Source organism: Pseudomonas sp. H2_D02 (assembly GCF_054677635.1).
This window is the reverse complement of record NZ_CP162816.1, coordinates 5,856,212-5,881,956: the sequence shown is the minus strand read 5'-3', so window position 1 is coordinate 5,881,956 and position 25,745 is coordinate 5,856,212. Positions and strand designations below refer to the sequence as shown.

Genomic DNA, 25,745 nt, shown 5'->3' with positions numbered 1-25,745 from the left:
CCTTTCAAGACGCGAATTGACGCCTCGATCTGTAATAAAAAAACAGCCTGCTGGCCCTTTGCAGAGGATACGGATGTTATCTCGTGCAGGCATTTTTAACAGCGAAGCGCTTCTCCGCCAAGCCCCCGAAAAACGGGCGCCAGAAAGCTATCAAGGCTCAGTCATGCGACCTGGAGCTGTCTAAATCGGGCGTAGTAGCCTTACGTTTTTTGGGGTTCTTGTTGAGAATGAATTTCGATAAGATGCTGGCCCGTTGCGATATCGACAAGAGATTGTTGCCGGTTCGGATAAAAATTATTTCGGGATGAGACATGGTCTACGGCGCGTCAGCTCACTACAATCGCCCGCACCGAATTTCCGACCCGGCTCAGGCTTGAGCACGAGAGTGGTCGAAGGGCGCCAGCGCCCCATGCGACCCCAGGTGTCGGTGCCTCCAACTATCCGCACCAAATGGAATTGGGCTTGAACTAGGCCTTTGACCAACGAATAAGAACTCACTGCTGGCCCAGGATGTGTCGAACAGCCGCTGACGTTCGACGGGCAGCCCTTATTCAATCCAAGAAAATGCCAACCCTTGGCAGGGTGAAGTGTTGGCGATCAAAACCCAACTGCATTGCGCAAGCTGCTTTAGAGGTCGTGAGATGAGTAAAAACAGGTACCCCCGATTACTAGGCTTGTTGCCGCTGCTCGGCACGTTGTTGCTGGGAGGCTGCAACATGACCCTGCTCGATCCCAAGGGCCAGGTCGGCCTGGATGAACGAAACCTGATCATCACCGCCACGCTGCTGATGTTGCTGGTCGTTGTGCCGGTTATCGTCATGACGTTCCTGTTCGCCTGGAAATACCGCGCGTCCAACACCCAGGCTGTGTACACGCCGAAGTGGTCCCACTCGACCAAGATCGAAGTGGCGGTATGGACCATCCCGGTCTTGATCATCATTGCCCTGGGTTATGTCACCTACAAGTCGACCCACGCCCTGGACCCGTATCGTCCACTGGATTCCGACGTCAAGCCGATCACCATCGAAGTGGTGTCGATGGATTGGAAGTGGCTGTTCATCTATCCGGAACAAGGCATCGCCACGGTCAACAAGATCGTGTTCCCGGCCCACACGCCGATCAACTTCAAGGTCACCTCTGACACCGTGATGAACTCGTTCTTCATCCCGGGCCTGGGCGGCCAGATCTACGCGATGGCCGGCATGCAGACCAAGCTGCACCTGATCGCCAACCAGAACACCGAACTCGAAGGTATCTCCGCCAACTACAGCGGCGCGGGCTTTACCGGCATGAAGTTCAAGGCGACCGCCACCACCCAGGAAGAATTCGACGCCTGGGTAAACGAAGTCAAGAAGGCACCTAAACAGCTTGAAAAAGCTGAATACGAAGCCCTTTCCAAACCGAGCCAGAACAACCCAGTCGAACTCTACTCGTCGGTAACGCCGAACCTGTTCCAGACCATCATCGACAAGTATGAAGGGATGAATCCGGGCAAGCCGATGCATCACGAGAAGGGCGAGAAGGAAGTGGCTCACAACATGGAAGGGATGGACATGAGCTCGCATTCAGCTGCCGGGGCAGAGGAGTAAACGATGTTTGGTAAATTAAGTTGGGAAGCGATCCCGTTCCACGAGCCGATTGTCATGGTGACCCTCGCCATCATCGCGCTCGGTGGTCTGGCATTGTTCGCAGGTATCACTTATTTCAAGAAGTGGACCTATCTGTGGACTGAGTGGCTGACCTCGGTCGACCACAAGAAGATCGGCGTGATGTACATCGTCGTCGCCATGGTCATGCTGCTGCGCGGTTTTGCCGACGCGATCATGATGCGTACCCAGTTGGCCATGGCCACCGAGGGTTCGCCTGGCTACCTGCCGCCTGAACACTATGACCAGATCTTCACCGCCCACGGTGTGATCATGATCATCTTCATGGCGATGCCTTTCTTCACCGGCCTGATGAACCTGGCAGTGCCGTTGCAGATCGGTGCCCGTGACGTTGCCTTCCCGTTCCTGAACTCCCTGAGCTTCTGGCTGCTGGTGTCCGGCGTCGTGCTGATCAACGTTTCCCTGGGTGTCGGCGAATTCGCCAAGACCGGTTGGGTTGCCTATCCGCCGTTGTCGGGGCTGCAATACAGTCCGGGCGTGGGTGTGGACTACTACATCTGGGCGCTACAGCTATCCGGGTTGGGGACAACGCTGACGGGGGTCAACTTCCTCGCCACCGTGCTGAAGATGCGTACCCCAGGCATGAAGCTGATGGACATGCCGATCTTCACGTGGACCTGCACCTGGGCCAACGTCCTGATCGTCGCTTCGTTCCCGATCCTGACCGCGACACTGGCTCTGCTGACGCTTGACCGTTACATGGATTTCCACATTTTCACCAACGAACTTGGTGGCAATCCAATGATGTACGTCAACCTGTTCTGGGCCTGGGGTCACCCTGAGGTGTACATCCTGATCCTGCCGGCGTTCGGTATTTTCTCCGAAGTCATCTCGACGTTCTCCGGCAAGAAACTGTTTGGCCACCACTCGATGATCTATGCTTCCGGCGCGATCTCGGTACTGGGCTTCATGGTCTGGCTGCACCACTTCTTCACCATGGGCTCGGGGGCCAGCGTCAACGCCTTCTTCGGCCTGGCGACGATGCTGATTTCGATCCCGACCGGGGTGAAACTGTTCAACTGGCTGTTCACCATCTACCAGGGGCGCCTGCGCTTCACCAGCCACGTGATGTGGACCCTGGGCTTCATGGTGACCTTCGCCATCGGCGGCATGACCGGCGTACTGCTGGCCATTCCGGGCGCGGACTTCGTGCTGCACAACAGCCTGTTCGTGATTGCGCACTTCCACAACGTGATCATTGGCGGCGCGGTGTTCGGCTACATCGCCGGCTTCGCCTTCTACTTCCCGAAAGCGTTCGGCTTCAAGCTGCACGAAGGCTGGGGCAAGGCAGCGTTCTGGTTCTGGATCACCGGCTTCTTCGTCGCGTTCATGCCGCTCTATGTACTGGGCTTCATGGGCATGACCCGTCGCCTGAACACCACCACCAACCCTGAGTGGGTGCCGTACCTGTACGTCGCCATGTTCGGTGCGGTGATGATCGCTGTCGGTATCGCCTGCCAGTTGATCCAGCTGTACGTCAGCGTGCGTGACCGCAAGAAGCCGGAAAACATGTGCGAACACGGTGATCCGTGGAATGCCCATACCCTGGAGTGGTCGACTTCTTCGCCACCACCGTTCTACAACTTCGCCGTGCTGCCGAAAGCGGACGTGATCGACCCGTTCACTGAAGCCAAGGAAAACGGTACCGCGTACCAGACTCCGGCCAAGTATTCGCCGATCCACATGCCCAACAACACCGCCACCGGTGTGGTCATGGGCGGACTGTTGACCGTGTTCGGTTTCGCGATGATCTGGCACATCTGGTGGCTGGCCATCGCCAGCCTGGTCGGCACCGTGGTGTATTTCGCCATCCATGCCGCCCGTGACGATCAGGGCTACATGGTGCCGGTGGATGTCATCGAACGCATCGAAGCCGAGCAGCACAAGCGCCTGGTCGCGGCCGGGAAAGTCCCTGCCACCGCCACCCGTGTTGAAACCTCGTTGGAACAGGCTTAAACCATGTCGAACTTAGTGACCAATGTTGGACACGCCCATGGTCATGACCATGGGCATGATGACCATCACCACGACTCGGGCGAGATGACCGTATTCGGTTTCTGGCTCTACCTGATGACCGACTGCATTCTGTTCGCGTCGATCTTCGCGGCCTACGCGGTGCTGGTCAACAACGTCGCCGGTGGCCCGTCGGGCCACGACATCTTCGAACTGCCGTATGTGCTGGGTGAAACCGCGCTGCTGTTGTTCAGCTCGATCACCTACGGCTTCGCCATGCTCGCACTGTTCAAGGGCAAGAAGAACCAGGTGCTGGGCTGGCTGGCCATGACCTTCCTGTTCGGTGCCGGCTTCATCGGCATGGAAATCAACGAGTTCCACATGTTGATTTCCGAAGGCTTCGGTCCTAACCGCAGCGGTTTCCTGTCCGGGTTCTTCACCCTGGTCGGCACCCACGGTCTGCACGTGACCAGCGGCCTGATCTGGATGGCGATCATGATGTACCAGGTCCAGAAAAAGGGCCTGACTGCCACCAACAAGACGCGCCTGAGCTGCCTGAGCCTGTTCTGGCACTTCCTGGACGTGGTGTGGATCTGCGTATTCACCGTTGTTTATCTGATGGGGACCCTGTAAATGGCTAACGCTCATTCCCATGATGGCCACGACGCCAGCCACGGCAGCGTCAAGTCCTACGCCATCGGCTTCATCCTGTCGGTGATCCTGACCGTCATTCCGTTCGGCCTGGTGATGTACCCGTCGCTGCCCAAGAGCCTGACGCTTTGGATCGTTCTGATCTTCGCCGTGGTCCAAGTATTGGTCCACCTGGTGTACTTCCTGCACCTGGACCGCTCGGCCGCCCAGCGTAACAACGTGATTGCGTTTGTCTTCGCTGCGTTGGTGATCGTTCTGCTGGTCGGCTTGTCGTTGTGGATCATGTTCAGCATCCACACCAACATGATGGCGCACTGAGGAAAGTCCGGATGTCACTGAAGCACTTTATCCAAATCACCAAGCCGGGGATCATTTTCGGTAACGTGCTTTCTGTGGCGGGCGGGTTTTTCCTGGCCTCGAAAGGGCATGTCGATCTGGCCATCTTCCTGGCGGCGATGATCGGCACTTCCCTGGTGGTGGCGTCCGGTTGCGTGTTCAACAACTGCATCGACCGCGACATCGACATCAAGATGGAACGCACCAAGAACCGGGTGCTGGTCCAAGGTCTGATTCCGGTGCAACTGGCCCTGGCCTTCGCCACGGTGCTGGGCGTGGCCGGCGTGGCGCTGCTGTACTGGGTGGCCAATCCGTTGGCGGCTTTGTTCGCGGTGATCGGTTTTGTCATCTACGTCGGCCTCTACAGCCTGTACCTCAAGCGCAAGTCGGTCCATGGCACGCTGGTGGGCAGCCTGTCGGGGGCGATGCCGCCGGTGATCGGTTATGTCGCGGTCAGCAACAGCTTCGACATGGCGGCGCTGACGCTGCTGGTGATGTTCAGCCTGTGGCAGATGCCGCATTCCTATGCCATCGCAATATTCCGCTTCAACGACTACCTGGCAGCCTCGATTCCGGTCTTGCCTGTCAAGCGCGGCATCCAGGTGGCCAAGAAACACATCCTGCTCTACATCCTGGCCTTCCTCGTGGCGACCTTGATGCTGACCTTCAGCGGCTACGCCGGCATGAGCTACCTCGCCGTCGCCGCCGCCATGGGCATGTACTGGCTGTACATGGCCTGGACCGGCTACAAGGCAGTGGATGACAGGGTCTGGGCACGCAAGCTGTTCGTGTTCTCGATCTTCACCATCACCGCCCTGAGCGTCATGATGTCCCTGGATTTCAAGGTGCCGAGTGAGTTGTTGCTGACTTACGCGCCTTAAGCGCCAGAGCTGCAAAAAAAGCCCCGCCTTCGAGAGAAGCGCGGGGCTTTTTTTGATAGGCCATGGCTAGCCGCTGTCATTCGTCGCAATAGATTGTTGCTTGTTGATCTATACGCGATTTGCCTATAGTTTCTGCCATGCGAACCTTATTTTTTGAAACGACTACGTTCACTGCCACGGTTGGCCATTACCTGACCGATGATGAATATCGCCTGCTTCAGTTCTATATGCAGCAGCATCCAGAGGCCGGTGACGTCATGCCACGTACCGGTGGCTTCCGTAAGCTGCGTTGGTTCGATGACCGTCGCGGCAAAGGGAAACGAGGTGGACTGCGGGTCATTTATTATTGGTTGAGGCATGATCGTCAGTTCTGGATGTTTGCGATTTATGACAAGGACGAACTGGAAAACCTGACCTCCGAGCAAGAGAAGACGCTCAAGCGCGCCATAGAAGCTGAGTTGAAAGTACGAGGTACCTTATGAAAAAGCGTGATCTGTTTGCCGAGATGATGCAAGGCGTCGAGGAGATGGCCGCTCACCGCGAGGGCAAGATTACCCTTCGCCAGATTTCGATTGAAGACAAGCCGGTTCCCGAGGTGTCGGCCCAGGAAATCGTGGCCCTGCGCGACAGGCTCCATATGTCCCAAGCTGTTTTCGCCAAGAGCATCAGGACCAGTCCGGGCACCCTAAGGAACTGGGAGCAGGAAAAGTCCAAGCCTAACGCCCAGGCGGCTTTGTTGATCAAATTGGTCGAGAAGTTTCCGGATATGGTCGAACGGCTTGGTGCTGTTTGAACCGCCGAAAGCCATGAAAAAGCCCCGCCTTCGAGAGAAGTGCGGGGCTTTTTCTTGGGCGTTATTTCGGCTGGCGATGTTCCTGTGGGAGCGGGCTTGCTCGCGAAAGCGGTGGGTCAGTTAAGTTGAAGTTGACTGACCGCGCGCATTCGCGAGCAAGCCCGCTCCCACAAAGGAAGGCTCACCCCGGGCTTTATTGCTGGGCGATGCTGTAGCCGTCGAACGCTTTCTGCTGTTGCAGCGCGGTGACGATGCTTTTGCGAGTGACCGGTTGTTCGGTGCCGTCGTTGTCCAGGAAGGTTTCGCTTTCCAGTTCGGCGTCGTCGCCTTCGCCAATGAAGTTGAAGCCCAGGAACTCGAAGGCCTCGCGGTCGACGTTTGGCTTGGAACGTGGCGTGCGCAGGGGCAGGGTGACGCTGATGCCGTCCTTGCTGATGATGAACACCTCGGCTTCCTTCTTGGGCCGCGAGGCCTTGCCCTTGCTGCCGCTCGGGTTGCTGATGGCCTGGTGGGTCTGGTTCAGCACTTTCAGGGCCAGGCCATAGACCAGCTCCTGGAAGTCTGCATCATCCTTGTAGCTGGAAAGTATGCGGCTGATGGGGAAGCGGCTGCTCAGGTCTTCCAGGGCGGCAAAGTCCGCGGCTTCGGCATCCTTGAGCTGCTTGAGCTGGCCCATCAATTCGTAGGCCTTGTCATCATCGAACGCATCGTGGGCCTGGCGAATGGCGGTACGCAGTTCGCGGATCTGGTCGCTTTCGCGGTTCGACTGGAACGCATCGAGGACCATCTCGCTGATGGTTTTGGCCTGGGGCAGATGCTGTGAAAGATTGATGGAGTTTTCGTATTCCGCTTTGGACGACAGGGTGACTACGGATTCAGCGGTATTGGAATCGGACATTGAAATTTCACTACTTCTGTTAGCGGGATAAGGCGAGAAAGGCATTGAGCTTTTTTCCGGTCGCCTAATCTATTGGACGCGGGCGGTGTTGTCACGGTCGGACCGGTCGCCGGTACGCATTTCAGTCGCGCAACAGCTCCATCAACCGCAACGCGTCCGGCGTCGCGGCGCCGCTGGCCGTGTTGTCGAAGATGCACCAGGTCGGTGTGTCCGGGGCGGCTTGCAAGGCTTGGGCGATTTGCTTGAGCCGGACGTCGTCGTAAGGCGTGTAATAGATTTTCGGCGAGCCGTGCAGGCGGTAATAACGAATGCCGGGCCAAGCCGCCGGTTGATCGCCGCCTGGCAGCGGCGACGGATCGGCGGCAACCCGGCCGATGCGCTCGGCCTGCAACATCGCCATGGCGTGTGGTGCGAGCCAGCTCGGGTGTCGAGGTTCGAGCACCGCATCGCCAGGGTAACGATCACGCAATGCTCTGAAAAAAGCCTCGGCCTGCGCGTTGTCAAAGGCTAGCGACGGCGGCAATTGAATCAACAGGCAGCCGAGTTTCTCCCCCAATTGTGAGCACTGCCCGAGGAATTCATCCACAAGCCCCTCGCAATCGAGCAGGCGTCGTTCGTGGGTAATCTGCTTGGGGACCTTCACCGAGAAGCGGAATTCTGGTGCCACGCTGTCTGCCCATTTTGCGTAGGTGGCGGGGCGGTGCGGGCGATAGAACGAGCTGTTGATCTCCACCGCTGTGAAGCGTGCGCTGTAGCGCTGCAGATGGGTGCCTTCATCGGGAAAGGATGGCCATTGCGCCCTGGGCAGCGACCAGCCGGCGCAGCCCAGGAAAAGGTTCGAAGCGTGGGGGAGTCGAGTCGCCAACGTGAGAGACCTGATTGCGGGGACAATGTTATGACCGCAACAAACGCCTCAAGGGTTCCTTTTTTGCAAACCCAAGTCAGTCGCAGATAACGTTCTTGCCGGCCATCTTGGAGCGATACAGCGCCTGGTCTGCCCGATCCATCAGCAACTCCTGCGTTTCTTCTTCGAGGCGCTGCACCACGCCAAAGCTCATGGTGATCTGGAAGTCGCCCACCGGCAGCAGGTCGGACAGGCCTCGGCGAATGGTTTCAGCCATCAGGACCGCATCGGCCAAGGATGTGTTTGGCAAGATCATGATGAATTCATCGCCGCCCCAGCGCACCAGCAGGTCGCCGTCGCGTTCGCAGCGTTTGACCGCCTGCACCACCTGCACCAGCGCCGCATCACCGAACGCATGGCCGTAGCGATCATTGATGTCCTTGAAATCATCGACATCCATGGCGATCAGGGACAACGGTTCGCGAAAGCGCTGGGCGCGTTCGCAGGCCAATGGCAGGGCTTGCTCCAGGCGATAGCGGTTGGCGACCAGGGTCAAGGCGTCGGTTTCGGCGAGTCGGCGGTTTTCGTCGAGCTGGATTTGCAATTGATGGTTGACCCGCGACAGTTCGCGGGTGCGTTCTTCGATGACTGCCTCGAGGGATTTGTTGCGCTGTTCCAGTTGCTCGAACAGACGCTTCTTGTCGTCGATGCTGCGATGGGCGCCGATCATGCGGGCCACGCTGCCGTCGGGGTTGCGGGCGATGACGTAGCCGCGGTCTTCGATCCAGATATAGGAACCGTCATGTGTGCGACAGCGGTATTCGGCCTGGTATTTTGGCGACCGTTGTTCCAGGTAGTCATCGAACAGCGCCATCACCTGAGGATAATCGTCCGGATGGATTACGCTCTCCCAGGTCAACACGGTGTTGCTCAGTGAATGGGGCGTGTAGCCGAGCATGGTGTACCAGCCGGGGTTGCGATAAACGAACCCGGTATTGGCGTTCCAGTCCCAGATGCCGTCGCTCACCAGTTCCATGATGGTGTGGAGCACGCTTTCGTCCAGATCGGACAAATCGAACCGCAGCAAATCGATCTTCGAGGCGTCGTCCATCGTTGTTCCCCTATCAGCCCTGATATCAAAATGCTCTCCGAGGGTGAAGAGTAGCCGATGGGACGGAGGGGCACTAGCGGGGTAGCGCTTCGGGTGAACGCCTGAACTGTGGCGAGGGAGCAAGCTCCCTCGCCACGGGGTTTATCCAACACTTATCGAGCGCGGCCATCAGGGTTTGCCCCACTTCTCCTGCGCAAACTCGACAAAACTGCGCAGCTTCGGCAAACGGTAGCGATCCTGGGCGTACGCCAGGCTCATTGGCCGATGGGGCAGCTGATAATCCTGCAGCAGCGCCACCAAGTGCCCGTCCCTCAGGTCCTGCGCCACCAGCGCGTCCGGCAGCATCACCACACCCATGCCGGCCAGGGCGGCGCGATGCAGGCCCGAGGAGCTGTTGATCAGCATCGGCCCGGTCACCGGCACCTTGATTTCGCCTTCTGGCCCGTTGATAGGCCAGAGGTCCTGGGCGAAGCGCCATTCGTCAGCGGCAGAATAGGCAAACGACAGGCAGTCGTGCTGTTGCAGGTCATCGGGTTGTCGTGGCGTGCCTCGCCGTGCCAGATAAGCCGGGGACGCGCAGATGGTCAAGGTGTAGTCCACCAGGGAGCGGGCGATCAGCTTGGGATCGACAGGACCCAGGCGGACGGCGACGTCGAAACCGTGGTCGAGCAGGTCGAGTCGCTGGTTGGTCAAGACCACGTCGAGCTTGACCTGTGGGTAGCGCTGGCTGAATTCGGCCAGGGCTGGCGCCAGGAGCTCCGTGCCGAAGGTCAGCGGCGCGGTGATGCGCAAGGTGCCGGTGGGGTCGCCCTGGGTCTGCTCCGCCAGGCGCTCGGAGTCGGCGACCAGCCCGATGACTTCCAGGCAGCGTTGATAGTAGGTCGCGCCGAACTCGGTCAGGCGCTGGCGCCGCGTCGTCCGGTTGATCAGGCGCACGCCGAGGCGTTGCTCCAACGCGCGAAGGTGATTGCCCACCATGGTGGTGGACATCTCGCAGGCCTGGGCCGCCGCCGTCAGGCTGCCGGCTTCCACGACTTTCACGTAAACGGTCATTGCCTGGAACAGGTCCATTATCAAGCTCGGCTTTTAAATGATTGAAGTAAAGCGATGTTTATCCATTGAGGGTGGCTAACCATACTGGAAAAAACCATCCAATGGAGCTCGATGTCATGACCGCCGCCTGCCTGATGACCACCTACCAACCCCTGCCGCTGAATTTCACCCACGGGTTGGGTACGCGCCTTTGGGACCAAGACGGTCGCGAGTACCTCGACGCGGTGGCAGGCGTGGCGGTAACCAACGTCGGGCATTCTCATCCCCGGCTGGTGGCCGCCATCAGTGAACAGGCCGGCCTGTTGCTGCACACCTCCAACCTGTACAGCATCGATTGGCAACAACGGTTGGCCGGCAAGCTCACGCAGCTTTCGGGAATGGACCGGGCGTTTTTCAACAACTCCGGAGCCGAGGCCAACGAAACCGCGCTGAAACTGGCGCGTCTGCATGGCTGGCACAAAGGCGTCGAGCAGCCGCTGGTCGTGGTCATGGACAACGCCTTCCATGGGCGCACCCTGGGCACGATGTCTGCCAGCGACGGCCCATCGGTACGGCTGGGGTTCAATCGGCTCCCCGGGGATTTCATCAAAGTGCCATTTGGCGATCTCGCCGCGCTGGAAAAAATCCAGCAGGCCCATGGCGAGCGTATCGTCGCGATTCTGGTGGAGCCGATCCAAGGGGAAAGTGGCGTGCAAGTCGCGCCGCCGGGTTACCTGCGGGCGCTGCGGGACCTGTGCAGCCGGCGTGCCTGGTTGTTGATGCTGGACGAGATCCAGACCGGTATCGGCCGCACCGGCCAGTGGTTCGCGTTCCAGCACGAGGGCATCGTGCCGGACGTCATGACCCTCGCCAAAGGCTTGGGCAATGGTGTGCCCATCGGTGCCTGCCTGGCCCGGGGCAAGGCCGCCGAGCTGTTCACCCCCGGCAGCCATGGCAGTACGTTTGGCGGCAATCCGCTGGCCTGTCGCGTCGGCTGCACGGTGCTGGACATCATCGAGGAGCAAGGCCTGGTGGAAAACGCCAGGCGCCAAGGCGAGCAATTGCTCCGTCGGTTGCGGGCTGAGTTGGCGGATAACCCGAACGTGCTGGAGATTCGCGGCCAAGGGTTGATGATCGGCATCGAGCTCAAGCAACCGGTGCGCGACCTGGCCCTTTGCGCTGCCCGGGACCATGGCTTGTTGATCAACGTGACCCGGGGCAAGACCATCCGGCTGTTGCCGCCGCTGACGATTGACGGGCGGGAAGTGGAGATGATCGCCAGGGGCGTGAGCCGCAGTTTGGCGCAGGCGTGAAACGTCTTCGATCGGGCGAAGAGCGGTGTTTTCCAGTCAGGGCGAAGCGCAGCGCAGCGGGACGGAATTTTTAACGATTGTCGCGTTCCAACGCCAGCCAGAGTCGATTGCCTACACTTTGGCAACCAGACTGAAAATCCCAGGAGCACCTCCATGTTCACCTCGCGTCGCTTGATCGTTGTCGCTACCGCCGTGGCCCTGTTGTCCGGCTGTGCGTCGCCCAACCCCTATGACAACCAGGGCCAGGCCTCTACCGAATCTTCGGGCATGAGCAAAACCGCCAAGTACGGCGGCCTCGGTGCGCTGGCGGGGGCGTTGGCCGGTGCGGCCATCGGTCACGATAACCGCGGCAAGGGCGCGTTGATCGGCGCCGCTGTGGTCGGCGCCTCGGCGGCAGGCTATGGCTACTACGCCGACCAGCAGGAAAAGAAACTGCGCGCGAGCATGGCCAACACTGGCGTTGAAGTGCAGCGCCAGGGCGACCAGATCAAGCTGATCATGCCGGGCAACATCACCTTCGCCACCGACTCGGCGAACATCGCGTCCAGCTTCTACCAACCGCTGAACAACCTGGCCAACTCCCTCAAGGAGTTCAACCAGAACCAGATCGAAATCGTCGGCTACACCGACAGCACCGGCAGCCGCCAGCACAACATGGACCTGTCCCAGCGCCGCGCCCAGAGCGTGGCGACCTACCTGACGTCCCAAGGCGTAAGCGGTGCCAACCTCTCGGCCCGTGGCGCAGGCCCGGACAACCCGGTGGCTAGCAACGCCGACGTCAATGGCCGCGCGCAGAACCGTCGGGTCGAGGTCAACCTCAAGGCGATTCCGGGGCAGCAGTACCAGGCGCCGCAGCAGCAGGGGCAGACCTACCAGCAGTATCCTTGATCGCTGGGCGGTGAACGAAAGGGGGACCCCGGAAATGGGGTCCCCCTTTTTTTGCGGCTCTGTGGCGAGGGGATTTATCCCCGCTGGACTGCGAAGCAGGCCCAAAACAGTCAGCTCCATCAGCCTGACACTCCGAGTTGCTTGATTAGGGGCTGCTGTGCAGCCCAGCGGGGATAAATCCCCTCGCCACAACAGTGTTCACTCTAGCGGGTAGGTTTAGTTAGCCTCTTTCACCGCACTCAAGAACGCACACGTACGCTCCTGCTGCGGGTTCTCGAAGATTTGCGCCTAGCGTGCCTTGTTCATGAATCTGGCCCTTGTAGAAAAAACACACCCGATCAGCGAACTCCCGCGCAAACCCCATCTGGTGGGTCACCATCAGCATCGTCAGGTTGTGTTCGGCGCCCAGCTTGCGGATCACGTTCAAGACCTCGCCGCACAGCTCCGGATCCAGCGCCGACGTCACTTCGTCAAACAGCATCACTTTCGGCCGCATCGCCAGCGCCCGGGCAATCGCCACCCGCTGTTGCTGGCCGCCGGACAACTGCGACGGGTAATGATCGAGCTTGTTGCCCAGGCCCACCAGCTCCAGCAGGTCGGCGGCGCGCTCGCGGGCTTCCTTCGGGTTCATGCCCAGTACTTGTACCGGCGCCTCGATGACGTTTTGCAGCGCGCTCATGTGGGGGAACAGGTTGAAACTCTGGAATACCATGCCGATCTTGCCGCGCACCCGGCGGATGTGTCGGTCGTTGGCCGGCACCAGCACGCCGTTGCGGTTGGGCATGTGGGTCAGGGAATCGTCCTCGACGCGGATCTGGCCCTGGTCGATGCCTTCAAGGGTCATCAGCACCCGCAGCAGCGTGGACTTGCCCGAACCGCTGGGGCCGATGATCGCGACCTTTTCACCGGGCGCGACATCCAGGTTCAAGTGATCCAGCACGGTGAAGCTGCCATAGCTTTTGGTCACGTCCTGGAAACTCACAATCGGCCGGGACGGTGTCGGAATCTGCATGGCCGGGGCCTCCTGCTGCGATGCCAGCGTGCTGCGCCGGGACAAATCGGTGGGCGTGGACAGGGGTAAAGTCATTAGCGTAGCTCCATGCGCGTTTCAAGGCGCCGTACCAGGTAGGCCAGGGCGAGGCTCAGGGCGAGGAAGAACAGGCCGACCATGGTGATCGGTTCCAGGTAGCGGAAATTTTCGGAGCCGATGTTCTTGGCCTGTTGCATGATTTCCACCACCGTAATGGCCGACAGCACCGGCGTGTCCTTGAGCATCGCCACCAGGTAATTGCCCAGCGGCGGCACGATGGGGCGCAGCGCCTGGGGCAGGATGATGTTGCGGTAGGCGTCGTACGGCGCGATGTTCAACGCCGTCACCGCTTCCCACTGCGCCCGTGGCACCGCGTCGAGACCACTGCGATAGACCTCGGCGATATAGCAGGCGTAATGCAGGCCGATGCCGAGGATGCCGACTTGCATGGCTGTCAGGCTCAGGCCGTAATTGGGCAGCACGTAGTAGAGAAAATACACCTGGATCAACAACGGCGTGCTGCGGATGAACTCGATCACCGCCGTGGCCGGCCACGACAGCCAGAACCTGCAGGCTGCGCCGGCCAATCGCCAGGAACAGCCCCAGCACGATCGCGATCAGGAAGCCGATCAACGTGATGCCCACGGTGTTGAGGGACGCGCGCAGCAGGTCCGGAAGGATTTGCGCGGCGTAGGACCAGTCGAACAATGTCATGACAGACCTCCGCGCATCCGGCCCCGGCTCAGTCGCCGCTCGATGTTGCGCATGCCGAAGTTGATGGCCTGGGCGAGGATGAAATACATCACCAGCGCCAGGCTGAAGATTTCCAGGGTCTGGAATGTCGCCTGATCCAACTGGCGCGCCCGGAAGCTCAGGTCCGACAAGGTGATCAGCGAGACCAACGAGGTGTTCTTCAGCAGCTCGATAAGCAGATTGGTGCCCGGCGGAATCGCCGCCAACAACGCCTGGGGCAGGATGATTCGCTTGAAGCGTGTGAAGGCACTGAAGTTCAGCGCCGTGCAGGCTTCGTATTGGCCCTTGGCGACCGAGCTGATGGCGCCGCGCATCACTTCGGCCCCATACGCGCCGATGTGCAGGCCTAGGCCGACGATCGCCACGGCGTAAGGGCTCAGTTCGACGTTGAAGGGCGGCAGCGGCAGCACGAAGAACAGCCAGAACAACTGCACGAGCAGCGACGTGCCTCGGAACACTTCGATGTAGGTGATGGAAAACCAGCGCAATGCGCGCCACGGCGACAGCCGCCCGAGGGCTGCAAGTACCGCCGCGACAATCGCCAGCAGCGAGCCGAAGAAGGTCACTTGCAGCGTGACCCAGGCCCCTTGAATCAATAACGGAAGTAATTCGCCCATGGTTCAACCCGATGTCCGATGAAGCGGGGAACAGGCATTACGCGCTGTGCGTCATGCCCGTTTCGGCATGCCGTCAGGGCTGAGCGCAGAGCTCGGCCGCGGTCTTGCTGGTGACGTTGGATTTGTCGAAACCGAACGGCGCGACGGCCTTGAGGTGTTCTTCCGACCCCAGCCACTTTTTCAGCTCGGCGTTGACCGCGTCGCGCAGGTCCTTGTCCTCGGGGCGGAAGGCCAGCGCACCGTAGCCGATGTGGGACGGGTCGTCCTTGAATTCGGTCATCGCCTCGACCTTGTCACCGCCCTTGGCGGCCAGGCCCTTCATGGTCAGTTGCGTGCCGACGGCGGCGTCGGCGCGACCGGCGCGCACGGCTTGCAATTGCGCGGTGGTGTCGGGGACCTGCAGGATCTGTTCATCCTTTACTCCGGAATCGCGGGCATAGGCCAGGTTCACCGTGCCGGCCATGATCGCCAGCTTCACGTCCGGTTGCTTGGCAATGTCTTCATAGCTGTGGAGTTTTTTCGGATTGCCCTTAGCTACCAGCAAGGCGTCGGGCAATTGGTATTGCGGATCGGTGAACAACACTTGCTTGCAGCGTGCCGGGGTGATGTACATGCCGGCGGCGATCACGTCGAAGCGACCGGCGCGCAGGCCAGGAATCAGCGAGCCCCACTCGGTGAGCACGCCATTAACCTGCTTGATGCCCATCTTGGCGAAGATGATCTTGGCGATCTCCGGCGATTCACCGGTGACGGTGCCGTCGGTTTCGGTGAAGGCAAACGGGGTTTCGTTGGCGTAGCCGATGCGGATGCTGCTGTTGCTCTTGACGGTATCCAGGGTCGCCGCCTCGACGCTGCTGGCCAGGCCAAGCACGGCACAGGTCAACAAGAGCCGGCGCAAAGGTGTGCAAGTGCGGGGAAGAAAATTGCTCATCGATAAAATCTCCTGTTTCTTGTGGATCCGTCAGCGGACGGTTCTGTGTTAGGAGGCAGTGTGACAAGAGCAAAACGTACAACGGCGGATCCGGGCATGGCCTGAGATTGGGAATGGCGCCGGTACAGGTCGGTCCGGCTTTTTGTCGGGACAATGCACCCGCCTGGATAACGACCTTGGACCGAGCATACAAAAGCCCCGGCGCGGATTGTATTGCACTAGGACAATTGCATTGCCGCGATGGCCGCGCAATGCTGTGCGCACCCGTTCTCACGCCGGTTGCAGCCGTTATGGATAAGTGGAAGTCAGCCCTGGACCTCGCCCGCAGCGGTGAATCCAAATACAAGATCCTGGTGCAGGCCATCGCCGACGACATCGAACAGGGAACCCTGGCCAATGACCAGCGCCTGCCGCCGCAACGGCAGGTGGCCGACGCGATGGGCATCAGCGTGCAGACCGTCACCAATGCCTACAAGGAGTTGGAGCGCCAAGGGCTGGTCCGCTGCGAAGTCGGGCGCGGCAGTTTCGTCTCGCGGCGCATGAGTGATCGGGTCGCCACCTATATCCTCGACAGCCCCGAGCGGGCGCTGGTGGATTTTTCCATCACGCGCATCCTGCATACCCGCGAGCACGACCAGTGCTGGCGCGACACCTGTGCCGAGCTGAGTACCGAAGAGGATCAGCCGTGGATCCATGCGTTTCGTCCGATAGCCGGATTTGAATCCCATCGCGAAGCGGCGGCGCAATGGATCGGCCGACAGGGGCTGAAAGTCGATCGCAACGATGTACTGATAACCAATGGCGCCGCCCATGGCATCTTCCTCGCTCTGGCCTCCCTCGCCGGTCCCGACGATGTGGTGCTCTGCGAAGGGCTGACCGACCACGGCGTGATCGGCAATTCCCAAGTGCTGGGCTTTACCCTCAAGGGCCTGGACACTGACCGCCATGGCATCGACCCCGAGCATTTCGAAGACATGTGCAGCAACGAGCGCATCACCGCGCTGGTGTGCACGCCGAACCTGAACAACCCCACCACCAGCCTGATGCCCGACACCCGTCGCCGGGAAATCGCCGAGATCGCCCGACGCTTTGGCGTGCACATCATCGAAGACGATGTGTACGGTCCGCTGCTGGACGAGCGCCGAGCGCCGCCCATCAGCCATTACCTGCCGGAGCTGTCGTTCTATTGCACGAGCATGACCAAGTCGGTGCTCACCGGGTTGCGGATTGGTTATCTGGTGGTGCCCAGGCGCCTGGCGTTGCGCACCGAGAGCATCCTGCGGGTGAACAGCTGGATGGCCACGCCGATGGTCTCGGAAATCGCCGCCCGCTGGATTCGCGACGGCCGCGCCGAGTCGTTGCTGCACCTACAAAGGCGCTTGTTGGCCGGGCGCCAGGCGATGGTCACCGAGTACATGGGCGAACACGTATTGGCCCAGCATCCTCATGCCTTGAATGCATGGATCGGCATCCCGCCACACTGGGAAGTCGACAGCCTGGTGCGGGCGTTGCGCCACAAGCACATTGCCGTTACATCCCCCGATCCGTTCACCGTACGCGGCACGCCAAGGCCCCGCGCGGTGCGGGTCTGCGTCGGTGCCGAATGCAGCGATGAAGAAATGCGCCATGCACTGATCGGCATGCGGCAGATCTTCAACCAGTACCCGCAGATTCATGATTTCTGATGCACCACACCATTCCCTGTGGGAGCGAGCTTGCTCGCGATAGCGGTGTAGCAGTCGGCAAAGATGTTGAATGTGAGGGCCCCATCGCGAGCAAGCTCGCTCCCACAAGGGATTTGTGGTGACTTTGGAACTTCATCACTAAATTGCCCTAGTACATTCATCACCACAATCCAGCCCTCTTAGACTGCGCCCAACACATCTGCTCGGGACGCGGTCATGACAGGGTTGCAGCTTCAGGACATTTTCCTCGCTCGCCAGCGCATCGAGTCGCAGGTCAGGCGCACGCCCATGGAGCATTCCCCCAGCCTGTCGCGACGGATGGGGGTGCCGGTGTACCTCAAGCTGGAAGCCCTGCAAATCACCGGCAGCTTCAAGCTGCGCGGTGCGAGCAATGCGGTGGCACAGCTCAGCGCCGAACAGAAAGCCCGAGGCGTCGTCACGGCTTCGACCGGCAACCATGGCCGGGCGCTCGCTTATGCCGCCTCGCAGCAGGGCGTCCGGGCGATGGTCTGCCTGTCGAACCTGGTGCCGGCCAACAAGGTGCAGGCGATTCGCGATTTGGGCGCCGAGGTGTGCATCGTCGGCCAATCCCAGGACGATGCCCAGCGCGAAGCCGAACGTATCGCGAGCGAGCAGGGCGCGACTTTCCTGCTGCCGTTCGATCATCCGGCAATCATCGCCGGACAAGGCACCCTCGGCCTGGAGATCCTTGAACAACAACCGGACGTGGCCCAGGTGCTGGTGCCGTTGTCCGGTGGCGGCCTGTTCGCCGGGGTTGCCCTGGCCCTGAAAAGCGCCAATCCAGCGATTCAGGTCCACGGCATCAGCATGGCCCGAGGCGCGGCGATGCACGCCAGCCTCGCCGCCGGACAACCCGTCGACGTCGAAGAACTGCCGACGCTGGCCGACTCCCTCGGGGGCGGCATCGGCCTGGACAATCGCTTCACCTTCGCCATGACCCGACAGTTGATCGATGACCTGCACCTGCTTTCGGAGGCCTCCATCGCTAACGGCCTGCGCCATGCCTATCACCACGAACGCCTGGTGCTCGAAGGCGCCGCCGTGGTCGGCATCGCGGCGCTGCTCGACGGCCTGGTCGAACCGCGTGGCCCCATCGTGGTGGTGGTCAGCGGCCGCAACGTCGACACCGAACACCATGCCCGCGTGATCGCTGGCGCCAACGCCTGATAACCCGTTGGACGGAGCCTGTCATGAGTGAAGTCACCCTATTGAGCGAAGCCGACCTGCGCAGTTGCGTGGCCCTCGACCTGGCGAGCATCGACGCCGTCGAGCAGGCGTTCGTGCTGCTGGCCACCGCCGCCGTGGCGATGCCGCCGATCCTGCGATTGGACATTCCCGAGCACAACGGCGAAGTGGACGTAAAGACCGCTTACCTGCCGGGCCTGGAACACTTCGCCATCAAGGTCAGCCCGGGTTTTTTCGACAACCCCAAGCTTGGCCTGCCCAGCCTGAACGGCATGATGATGCTGCTCTCGGCACGCACCGGTTTGCTGGAGGCGCTGTTGCTGGACAACGGTTACCTCACCGCCGTGCGCACCGCCGCGGCCGGGGCGATGGCGGCGCGTTGCCTGTCCCGTGAGGACAGCCGCAGCGTGGCGCTGATCGGTGCCGGCGAACAGGCGGCATTGCAGCTCCAGGCGCTGCGGCTGGTGCGACCGATCGACGAGGTGCGGGTCTGGGCGCGGGATGCGCAAAAGGCCCGGGCGTTCAGTGCCGAACTCGCTCGCGACAGCGGGATTGCCGTTACGCCGTGCGCCTCCATCGATGACGCCATGGAAGGCGTGGACATCGCCATCACTTGCACCCCGAGTCGTGAGCCGTTGATCGAAGCTCGCCATTTACATCCGGGCCTACACATCACGGCGATGGGATCGGACGCGGAGCACAAGAACGAAATTTCCCCGCAAGCCTTGGCGGCGGTCGACTGCTATGTCGCCGACCGCTTGAGCCAGACCCGCGTGCTCGGTGAACTGCACCACGCCCTGGTGGCCGGCACCGTTCGCGATGACCTCGCATTGTTGGAGCTGGGGCGGGTGTTGGCGGGGCAGCGAATCGGGCGTTCCGATGCGGCGCAAGTGACGCTGTGCGACCTCACCGGCACCGGCGCCCAGGACACCGCTATCGCCAATCTCGCTTTCGAGCGGGCGCGGGCGGCAGGGAAGGGTTTTGCGTTCGGACGCTAGATCTTTTTTCACGAGTCATTTGAACAGAGGGCAGGTGGATGTCAGAGATAGTCGTCAATCTTCCGTTCCAGCGGGAGGAATACGCCCAGCGCCTGGCGAAGGTTCGCGCAGCCATGCAGGCCCAGGGCCTTGAGCTGCTGCTGGTCACCGATCCGTCGAACATGGCCTGGCTCACTGGCTATGACGGTTGGTCGTTTTATGTGCACCAATGCGTGCTGTTGGCGCTGGACGGCGAGCCCGTGTGGTTCGGCCGCGGCCAGGATGCCAACGGTGCCAGGCGCACGGTGTTCATGCAGGCCGATAACATCGTCGGCTACCCGGACATCTACGTGCAGTCTCGCGAGCGCCATCCGATGGACTACCTGTCCCGCGAGGTGATCATCGCCCGTGGCTGGGGCGCCCTGTCCATCGGCGTGGAAATGGACAACTACTACTTCAGCGCCGCCGCCTACCTGTCGCTGCAAAAGCATCTGCCCGAGGCGAAACTGGTGGACGCAGTGGGCCTGGTGAACTGGCAGCGTGCGGTCAAGTCGCCCCAGGAAATCGCCTACATGCGCATCGCTGCGCGCATCGTCGAGAACATGCACGGCCGGATTCTCGAACGGATCGAACCGGGCATGCGCAAGAACGAACTGGTGGCCGAGATCTACAGCAGCGGCATCCTCGGTGCCGACGGCCACGGCGGCGACTACCCGGCCATCGTGCCGCTGTTGCCCACCGGGGCCGACGCCAGCGCGCCGCACCTGACCTGGGACGATTCGCCGTTCGAACGGGGCGCCGGCGACCTTCTTTGAAATCGCCGGTTGCTACAAGCGTTACCACTGCCCGCTGTCGCGCACGATTTACCTGGGCAAGCCGCCGCAGCATTTCCTCGACGGTGAAAAAGCCGTGGTCGAAGGCATCGCCGCAGGCCTGGACGCGGCCAAGCCGGGGAACACCACGGGCGACATCGCCGTGGCGTTTTTCAAGGTGCTGGAGAAATTCGGCATCCACAAGGACAGCCGTTGCGGCTACCCCATCGGTATCAGTTATCCACCGGATTGGGGCGAGCGCACCATGAGCCTGCGACCCGGTGACAACAGCGTGTTGCAACCGGGCATGACCTTCCACTTCATGCCGGGGCTGTGGATGGATGATTGGGGCCTGGAAATCACCGAGAGCATCCTGATCACCGAGACCGGCGTCGAGACGCTGTGCAACGTGCCTCGTCAACTGTTCGTGAAGGATTGAGCCATGCCTGAATTACCCGATAATCCCATCAGCGCCACGGTGGATTTCAGCCGCGAGGGCGTGCAGCACGGTTTTCTCAAGCTGCCGTATTCGCGGGACGATTCGGCCTGGGGCGCGGTGATGATTCCCATCACCGTGATCCAGCGCGGCAGCGGCCCGACCGCATTGCTCAGCGGTGGCAACCATGGCGATGAGTACGAAGGCCCGGTGGCCCTGAGCAAATTGGCCCAGCAGTTGAGCGCCGAAGAGGTCAGCGGACGGGTGATCATCGTTCCGTTCATGAACACCCCGGCCTTCCATGCCGGGCGCCGGACTTCGCCGATCGACAAGGGCAACCTCAATCGCAGTTTTCCCGGTAGGCCGGACGGCACGGTCACCGAGAAAATCGCTGACTATTTCAACCGCACTCTGCTGCCCTTGGCCGACATTGTGCTGGACATCCATTCCGGCGGCCGGACCCTGGACTTCCTGCCGTTCGCCGCCTGCCACGTCTTGCCGGACAAACAGCAACAGGCGCGCTGCGAGGCCGGGATGCTGGCGTTCAACGCGCCGTATTGCATGCGCATGCTGGAACTGGACGCCGGGTCGATGTACGACACGGCCGCGGAATCCCAGGGCAAGGTGTTCGTCACCACCGAGCTGGGCGGCGGTGGTTCTTCCACCGCTCGCAGCGTGGCGATTGCCGAGCGTGGGGTGCGCAACCTGTTGATCCACGCTGGCATTTTGCGGGGCTCGATCGAGTTGCAGCCTTCGCTGGTGCTCGACATGCCGGACGCCAGTTGCTTCATTGCCAGTGAGCACAACGGTTTGCTGGAGATGTGCCGTGACCTTGGTGAAAACGTCACCCGGGGCGAGGTAGTAGCGCGTATTCATGACACTGCCCGCAGCGGCGTCGCCCCGGTGGAATACCGCGCCGCCCGCAGCGGCTTGCTGGCGGCCCGGCATTTTCCCGGACTGGTGCAGTGTGGCGATACGTTGGTGGTGATTGCGGATGTGTTGGCTTAGGTCAGATCGAACACAAACCTGTGGCGAGGGGATTTATCCCCGCTGGGCTGCGCAGCAGCCCCAAAGCAAGCGACTCGGTGTGTCAGGCCGAAGTGGCTCGATAGCCAGGGGCTGCTTCGCAACCCAACGGGGATAAATCCCCTCGCCACAATCGATGTGTGTCTGGAAGTTTTTTATCATCCCCCCGGAGCCCGGCCCCATGCACAAGCTCGATCGCTACGACCTGAAGATCCTGCAGATCCTCGCCGACGACGGGCGGATCACCAAGTCGAGCCTGGCCGAGGCCATCAACCTGTCGGTCACGCCGGCCTGGGAGCGGGTGCGCAAGTTGGAAGCGGCGGGCTTGATTGTCGGTTATCGAGCGCAGATCGATTGGGCTGCGGTGTTCAAGCGTCAGCAGGTGTTGGTGGAAATCACCCTGGCCCGGCACACCGCCCAGGACATGCGTCGTTTCGAACAACGCATGATCGCCGCGCCCGAAGTGGCGTTCTGTTACGCCACCGGCGGCGGTGTCGATTACCTGGCGATGATCCAGGCGCCGGACGTCGATGCCTACCAGCGTTTTGTCGATCAACTGCTGCTCGAAGACCTCGGCATCGAACGCTACTTCACCTACATCGTCACCAAGACCATCAAGACCGCCGGTGCGTTGCCGGCGGAGCTGGTGTCATCCGCCTGAGCACCGCAGAAAACGCTTTCCGGCAGGTTCTTTCCAGAAAAAAACCAAGGTCTGACCCCGCTCGAACATCCGAAAACCCAAGCGTCGCTGCCCTAGCATGGATTCACGCACACGCTCTGGAGTGAACGTCATGCCTTATCAACACCCGCTGCTGTTCAAAGCGCTTTGCTATGTCGACGGCCATTGGGTTCACAGCGACAGCGGTCACAGCGTGGCCGTCCACAACCCTGCCAACCGCACCGTCATCGGTCATGTACCGATGCTTGATCAATCGCAGATCGTCGCGGCGGTGGACGCGGCGCATCGCGCATTTCCTTCGTGGCGCGAACAGAGCCTGGAGACGCGCGGCGCCATCCTGCGGCGCTGGGCGGCGTTGATCACCGAGCACAGCGAGGACCTGGCGCGAATTCTCAGCCTGGAACAGGGCAAGCCCTTGGCCGAGTCCCGTGGCGAAATCGCTTATGCCGCCAGCTTCATTCCTTGGTTCGCCGAGGAAGCCCGGCGCCTGTACGGCCAGAACATTCCCAGCCATATCCCGAATGCGCACCTTGGCACGGTCAAGGAACCGGTGGGGGTTTGTGCGCTGCTCACGCCGTGGAATTTCCCGTCGGCCATGATCACCCGCAAGGCCGCCGCCGCGTTGGCCGCCGGTTGCACCGTGGTGATCAAGCCGGCCCACGAAACACCGTACTCGGCCTTGGCGTTGGCACAATTGGCCGAAGAAGCCGGCTTCCCTGCCGGGGTCTTCAACGTGGTCCTGGGCGAGCCGCAAATGGCCATGGAAACCCTGGTCCGGGACAGTCGCGTACGCTCGGTGAGCTTCACCGGCTCGACCCGGGTCGGGAAGCTGGTGTTGCAAGCGGCGGCCCATGACGTGAAGAAAGTCGCGCTGGAGCTGGGCGGCAACGCGCCGTTCATTGTCTGCGCGGATGCCGACCTGGCCCTGGCGGTAAAGGTCGCCGTGGAGGCGAAGTTCCAGACCTCGGGCCAGGATTGCTGCGCGGCCAACCGAATCATGGTCCAGCGTCCGGTGTACCAGGCTTTTCTCACTCGCTTCACCGCAGCTGTGCGCGCCTTGCGCGTCGGCCCGGCCATGGTCGATCAGCAGGAACAGGAGGTGGACGTCGGCCCATTGATGCATCAGGCCGCGTTCGATGCGACCGCCGACCGCGTCGCCGATGCCCTGGCGTTGGGTGCTCAACGCCTGGTGGGCGGTGAAACACATGCCTTGGGCGGGTTGTTCTACCAACCCACGGTGCTGGCCGATGTCACGCCGCAGATGCGCATCTACCGTGAAGAAAACTTCGCGCCCATCGCCGGGGTGATGCCGTTCGACACCCTGGACGAAGCCGTCGAAATGGCCAACGACACCGAGTACGGACTGGCCGCCTATATTTGCTCCAACCGCCTGGATCTCATTTACCCACTGATCCGCCGTCTCGACCACGCCATGGTCGCGGTCAACGGCGTCAAGTTCACCGGCCACCCGATTCCCTTCGGTGGCATGAAAGCCTCCGGCCTCGGCCGCGAGGGCGGCACCGAGGGCTTCGAGCCCTTTGTCGAAACCAAATACTTTTGCCTGCACCATCAAGGCCAGTTCCCAGGAGAATCCGCATGAGCCAAGAACTCAACACGCTGTTCGAACAAGACCGTGCGCATTTCATGCACCCGTCGACCCACGCCCATGACCACGCCAGCGGCGCGCTCAAGGGGCGGATCATCAAGAGCGCGTCGGGCATCCGCATTCGCGATCACGAGGGGCGTGAGTTCATCGACGCCTTTGCTGGCCTGTACTGCGTGAACATCGGCTACGGGCGTACCGAGGTGGCTGACGCCATCTACAAGCAGGCCAAGGAACTGGCCTACTACCACACCTATGTCGGGCATTCGAGCGAGGCGATCATCGAGCTGTCCAGCCGCATCATGGACTGGGCGCCGGAAGGGATGAAGAAGGTTTATTACGGCCTGTCCGGCTCGGACGCCAACGAAACCCAGATCAAACTGGTGCGTTACTACAACAACGTGCTGGGCCGGCCCCGGAAGAAGAAAATCATCTCCCGCGACCGTGGCTACCACGGCTCGGGCATCATGACCGGCAGCCTGACCGGGCTGCCCGCGTTTCACCAGCATTTCGACCTGCCGGCCGGAAGGGGTCAAGCACACCGTCTGCCCGCACTGGTACCGCAAGGCCCCGGCGGGCATGGACGAAGCGGCCTTCGTGCGCTATTGCGCCGATGAGCTGGAGAAAATGATTCTTGCTGAAGGTCCGGACACGGTGGCGGCGTTTATCGGCGAACCGCTGATGGGCACCGGGGGCATCATCGTTCCGCCCGCCGGTTATTGGGATGCGATCCAGGCTGTGTTGAAGAAATACGACGTGCTGTTGATCGCCGATGAAGTGGTGTGCGCGTTCGGGCGCCTGGGTTCGAAAATGGGCAGCCAGCGCTACGGCATGAAGCCGGACCTGATCACCACCGCCAAAGGCCTGACCAGTGCCTATGCGCCTTTGTCCGCGGTGATCATCGGCGAAAAAGTCTGGAGCGTGATTGAAAAAGCTTCCCAGGCCGAAGGAGCCATGGGCCACGGCTGGACCTATTCCGGGCATCCGATCTGCGCGGCGGCGGCCCTGGCCAACCTCGACATCCTCGAACGGGAAAACCTTACGGCCAACGCCGAGGATGTGGGCGGCTACTTGAATCGTCGATTGCGCGAAACTCTCGAAGGTCATCCGTTGGTGGGCGAGGTGCGCGGAGATGGCATGCTGGCGGCAGTGGAGTTCATGGCCGACCGTGAACAGCGCACAGCGTTCGACCCGGCACTCAAGGTCGGCCCCAAGGTCTCGGCCGCCTGCCTGGAACGCGGCATGATCGCCCGCGCCATGCCCCACGGCGACATCCTGGGCTTCGCCCCACCGCTGATCCTCACCCGTGAAGAGGCGGACCTGATCGTTGACATCACCAAAGGCGCTATCGATCAGGTGGCGGGTGAGGTGTTGGCTTGAACTGAGTTCACAATACTTCAGGACACAAATAACCTGTGGCGAGGGAGCTTGCTCCCGCTGGGCCGCGAAGCGGCCCCAAAACCAGGCAACTCGGTATGCCAGGAAAATCGAGTTCGCTGCTATAGGGCTGCTTCGCAGCCCAGCGGGAGCAAGCTCCCTCGCCACAATGGGTCAAGCATTGAAGTGAGTGGAGTTTGAGGCAATAAAAAAGCCCGCCCGATCATGCGATCGGGCGGGCTTTTG

Annotated in this window: 22 protein-coding genes and 4 pseudogenes; 18 read left to right on the top strand and 8 right to left on the bottom strand. The window is 61.1% G+C overall.

The annotated features are described in order from the left end of the window. Positions 1-83 precede the first annotated feature (83 nt). From AB4N42_RS26935 to AB4N42_RS26900, 8 genes are all read left to right on the top strand, one after another. Positions 84-308 (top strand): hypothetical protein, encoded by a 225-nt coding sequence (locus AB4N42_RS26935; RefSeq protein WP_460115579.1) that lies wholly within the window; start codon positions 84-86, stop codon positions 306-308. Between the two features lie 333 nt (positions 309-641). After that, positions 642-1,589, top strand: coding sequence for a ubiquinol oxidase subunit II (gene cyoA, locus AB4N42_RS26930; protein WP_181287658.1), 948 nt, complete (start codon positions 642-644; stop codon positions 1,587-1,589). Positions 1,590-1,592: 3 nt separating this feature from the next. Further along, positions 1,593-3,623, top strand: a complete 2,031-nt coding sequence (gene cyoB / locus AB4N42_RS26925; protein ID WP_030139923.1) for a cytochrome o ubiquinol oxidase subunit I — start codon at positions 1,593-1,595, stop codon at positions 3,621-3,623. A gap of 3 nt (positions 3,624-3,626) precedes the next feature. After that, on the top strand, positions 3,627-4,253 hold the full coding sequence (locus tag AB4N42_RS26920) for a cytochrome o ubiquinol oxidase subunit III (protein WP_030139924.1): 627 nt from the start codon (positions 3,627-3,629) through the stop codon (positions 4,251-4,253). Next, positions 4,254-4,589 (top strand): cytochrome o ubiquinol oxidase subunit IV, encoded by a 336-nt coding sequence (gene cyoD / locus AB4N42_RS26915; RefSeq protein WP_041022358.1) that lies wholly within the window; start codon positions 4,254-4,256, stop codon positions 4,587-4,589. It begins immediately after the preceding gene. An 11-nt stretch (positions 4,590-4,600) separates the two neighbouring features. Then, positions 4,601-5,488: a heme o synthase gene (cyoE, locus tag AB4N42_RS26910; RefSeq protein ID WP_323154495.1), complete on the top strand. Its 888-nt coding sequence runs from the start codon at positions 4,601-4,603 to the stop codon at positions 5,486-5,488. Positions 5,489-5,625: 137 nt separating this feature from the next. After that, positions 5,626-5,970 (top strand): toxin, encoded by a 345-nt coding sequence (locus AB4N42_RS26905; protein ID WP_198796624.1) that lies wholly within the window; start codon positions 5,626-5,628, stop codon positions 5,968-5,970. Continuing rightward, complete coding sequence (locus tag AB4N42_RS26900) at positions 5,967-6,281, top strand: helix-turn-helix domain-containing protein (protein WP_030139928.1); 315 nt, start codon at positions 5,967-5,969, stop codon at positions 6,279-6,281. The genes AB4N42_RS26905 and AB4N42_RS26900 overlap by 4 nt, the downstream gene beginning before the upstream one ends. 193 nt (positions 6,282-6,474) lie before the next feature. Here AB4N42_RS26900 and AB4N42_RS26895 read toward each other — a convergent pair whose 3' ends face one another. The 4 genes from AB4N42_RS26895 to AB4N42_RS26880 all read right to left on the bottom strand — a co-directional run bounded on the left by AB4N42_RS26895 (position 6,475) and on the right by AB4N42_RS26880 (position 10,205). Continuing rightward, positions 6,475-7,179: a hypothetical protein gene (locus AB4N42_RS26895; RefSeq protein ID WP_030139929.1), complete on the bottom strand. Its 705-nt coding sequence runs from the start codon at positions 7,177-7,179 to the stop codon at positions 6,475-6,477. A gap of 121 nt (positions 7,180-7,300) precedes the next feature. Beyond that, positions 7,301-8,044 (bottom strand): DUF72 domain-containing protein, encoded by a 744-nt coding sequence (locus AB4N42_RS26890; protein ID WP_431146143.1) that lies wholly within the window; start codon positions 8,042-8,044, stop codon positions 7,301-7,303. Positions 8,045-8,120: 76 nt separating this feature from the next. After that, positions 8,121-9,134: a sensor domain-containing diguanylate cyclase gene (locus AB4N42_RS26885; protein ID WP_030139931.1), complete on the bottom strand. Its 1,014-nt coding sequence runs from the start codon at positions 9,132-9,134 to the stop codon at positions 8,121-8,123. A gap of 168 nt (positions 9,135-9,302) precedes the next feature. After that, complete coding sequence (locus AB4N42_RS26880; protein WP_030139932.1) at positions 9,303-10,205, bottom strand: LysR family transcriptional regulator; 903 nt, start codon at positions 10,203-10,205, stop codon at positions 9,303-9,305. Positions 10,206-10,303: 98 nt separating this feature from the next. Here AB4N42_RS26880 and AB4N42_RS26875 point away from each other — a divergent pair, with 98 nt between their 5' ends. Further along, positions 10,304-11,479: an aspartate aminotransferase family protein gene (locus AB4N42_RS26875; RefSeq protein ID WP_334596859.1), complete on the top strand. Its 1,176-nt coding sequence runs from the start codon at positions 10,304-10,306 to the stop codon at positions 11,477-11,479. 153 nt (positions 11,480-11,632) lie between these two features. After that, positions 11,633-12,367 (top strand): OmpA family lipoprotein, encoded by a 735-nt coding sequence (locus tag AB4N42_RS26870; RefSeq protein WP_018604257.1) that lies wholly within the window; start codon positions 11,633-11,635, stop codon positions 12,365-12,367. A gap of 216 nt (positions 12,368-12,583) precedes the next feature. On the opposite strand, the pseudogene ehuA reads toward AB4N42_RS26870, so the two are convergent. The 4 genes and pseudogenes from ehuA to ehuB form a co-directional block, all read right to left on the bottom strand. Further along, a pseudogene (ehuA, locus tag AB4N42_RS26865) lies at positions 12,584-13,454 on the bottom strand (ectoine/hydroxyectoine ABC transporter ATP-binding protein EhuA). Next, positions 13,454-14,111, bottom strand: a pseudogene (gene ehuD, locus AB4N42_RS26860) (ectoine/hydroxyectoine ABC transporter permease subunit EhuD). Before ehuD ends, ehuA begins: the two co-directional pseudogenes overlap by 1 nt. Next, complete coding sequence (gene ehuC / locus AB4N42_RS26855; RefSeq protein ID WP_030139936.1) at positions 14,108-14,767, bottom strand: ectoine/hydroxyectoine ABC transporter permease subunit EhuC; 660 nt, start codon at positions 14,765-14,767, stop codon at positions 14,108-14,110. Before ehuC ends, ehuD begins: the two are co-directional and overlap by 4 nt. 73 nt (positions 14,768-14,840) lie before the next feature. Beyond that, positions 14,841-15,698, bottom strand: a complete 858-nt coding sequence (gene ehuB, locus AB4N42_RS26850; protein WP_323154499.1) for an ectoine/hydroxyectoine ABC transporter substrate-binding protein EhuB — start codon at positions 15,696-15,698, stop codon at positions 14,841-14,843. 290 nt (positions 15,699-15,988) lie between these two features. Between ehuB and ehuR the strand changes: the two genes are divergently transcribed. From ehuR to AB4N42_RS26810, 8 genes and pseudogenes are all read left to right on the top strand, one after another. After that, entirely contained in the window at positions 15,989-17,383 is a 1,395-nt protein-coding gene (ehuR, locus tag AB4N42_RS26845) for a MocR-like ectoine utilization transcription factor EhuR (RefSeq protein ID WP_460115578.1), read from the top strand. Positions 17,384-17,599: 216 nt separating this feature from the next. After that, on the top strand, positions 17,600-18,571 hold the full coding sequence (gene eutB / locus AB4N42_RS26840; RefSeq protein ID WP_460115577.1) for a hydroxyectoine utilization dehydratase EutB: 972 nt from the start codon (positions 17,600-17,602) through the stop codon (positions 18,569-18,571). Between the two features lie 23 nt (positions 18,572-18,594). Continuing rightward, positions 18,595-19,587, top strand: a complete 993-nt coding sequence (locus AB4N42_RS26835) for a cyclodeaminase (RefSeq protein ID WP_460115576.1) — start codon at positions 18,595-18,597, stop codon at positions 19,585-19,587. Positions 19,588-19,625: 38 nt separating this feature from the next. Continuing rightward, positions 19,626-20,817, top strand: a pseudogene (gene doeA / locus AB4N42_RS26830) (ectoine hydrolase DoeA). 3 nt (positions 20,818-20,820) lie between these two features. After that, entirely contained in the window at positions 20,821-21,822 is a 1,002-nt protein-coding gene (gene doeB / locus AB4N42_RS26825; RefSeq protein WP_460115575.1) for a N(2)-acetyl-L-2,4-diaminobutanoate deacetylase DoeB, read from the top strand. A gap of 199 nt (positions 21,823-22,021) precedes the next feature. Then, entirely contained in the window at positions 22,022-22,501 is a 480-nt protein-coding gene (locus AB4N42_RS26820; RefSeq protein WP_198796615.1) for an Lrp/AsnC family transcriptional regulator, read from the top strand. 130 nt (positions 22,502-22,631) lie between these two features. Next, positions 22,632-24,119 (top strand): NAD-dependent succinate-semialdehyde dehydrogenase, encoded by a 1,488-nt coding sequence (locus AB4N42_RS26815; RefSeq protein WP_217861291.1) that lies wholly within the window; start codon positions 22,632-22,634, stop codon positions 24,117-24,119. Then, positions 24,116-25,502: pseudogene (locus AB4N42_RS26810) on the top strand (aminotransferase). Before AB4N42_RS26815 ends, AB4N42_RS26810 begins: the two are co-directional and overlap by 4 nt. Positions 25,503-25,745 lie beyond the last annotated feature (243 nt).

Bases quoted from the DNA above. Each gene is read 5' to 3' on its own strand.
- cyoA (WP_181287658.1), top strand. From the start codon at position 642: ATGAGTAAAAACAGGTACCCCCGATTACTAGGCTTGTTGCCGCTGCTC.
- cyoB (WP_030139923.1), top strand. From the start codon at position 1,593: ATGTTTGGTAAATTAAGTTGGGAAGCGATCCCGTTCCACGAGCCGATT.
- AB4N42_RS26920 (WP_030139924.1), top strand. From the start codon at position 3,627: ATGTCGAACTTAGTGACCAATGTTGGACACGCCCATGGTCATGACCAT.
- cyoD (WP_041022358.1), top strand. From the start codon at position 4,254: ATGGCTAACGCTCATTCCCATGATGGCCACGACGCCAGCCACGGCAGC.
- cyoE (WP_323154495.1), top strand. From the start codon at position 4,601: ATGTCACTGAAGCACTTTATCCAAATCACCAAGCCGGGGATCATTTTC.
- AB4N42_RS26905 (WP_198796624.1), top strand. From the start codon at position 5,626: ATGCGAACCTTATTTTTTGAAACGACTACGTTCACTGCCACGGTTGGC.
- AB4N42_RS26900 (WP_030139928.1), top strand. From the start codon at position 5,967: ATGAAAAAGCGTGATCTGTTTGCCGAGATGATGCAAGGCGTCGAGGAG.
- AB4N42_RS26895 (WP_030139929.1), bottom strand. From the start codon at position 7,179: ATGTCCGATTCCAATACCGCTGAATCCGTAGTCACCCTGTCGTCCAAA.
- AB4N42_RS26885 (WP_030139931.1), bottom strand. From the start codon at position 9,134: ATGGACGACGCCTCGAAGATCGATTTGCTGCGGTTCGATTTGTCCGAT.
- AB4N42_RS26880 (WP_030139932.1), bottom strand. From the start codon at position 10,205: ATGGACCTGTTCCAGGCAATGACCGTTTACGTGAAAGTCGTGGAAGCC.
- AB4N42_RS26875 (WP_334596859.1), top strand. From the start codon at position 10,304: ATGACCGCCGCCTGCCTGATGACCACCTACCAACCCCTGCCGCTGAAT.
- AB4N42_RS26870 (WP_018604257.1), top strand. From the start codon at position 11,633: ATGTTCACCTCGCGTCGCTTGATCGTTGTCGCTACCGCCGTGGCCCTG.
- ehuC (WP_030139936.1), bottom strand. From the start codon at position 14,767: ATGGGCGAATTACTTCCGTTATTGATTCAAGGGGCCTGGGTCACGCTG.
- ehuB (WP_323154499.1), bottom strand. From the start codon at position 15,698: ATGAGCAATTTTCTTCCCCGCACTTGCACACCTTTGCGCCGGCTCTTG.
- ehuR (WP_460115578.1), top strand. From the start codon at position 15,989: ATGGATAAGTGGAAGTCAGCCCTGGACCTCGCCCGCAGCGGTGAATCC.
- eutB (WP_460115577.1), top strand. From the start codon at position 17,600: ATGACAGGGTTGCAGCTTCAGGACATTTTCCTCGCTCGCCAGCGCATC.
- AB4N42_RS26835 (WP_460115576.1), top strand. From the start codon at position 18,595: ATGAGTGAAGTCACCCTATTGAGCGAAGCCGACCTGCGCAGTTGCGTG.
- doeB (WP_460115575.1), top strand. From the start codon at position 20,821: ATGCCTGAATTACCCGATAATCCCATCAGCGCCACGGTGGATTTCAGC.
- AB4N42_RS26820 (WP_198796615.1), top strand. From the start codon at position 22,022: ATGCACAAGCTCGATCGCTACGACCTGAAGATCCTGCAGATCCTCGCC.
- AB4N42_RS26815 (WP_217861291.1), top strand. From the start codon at position 22,632: ATGCCTTATCAACACCCGCTGCTGTTCAAAGCGCTTTGCTATGTCGAC.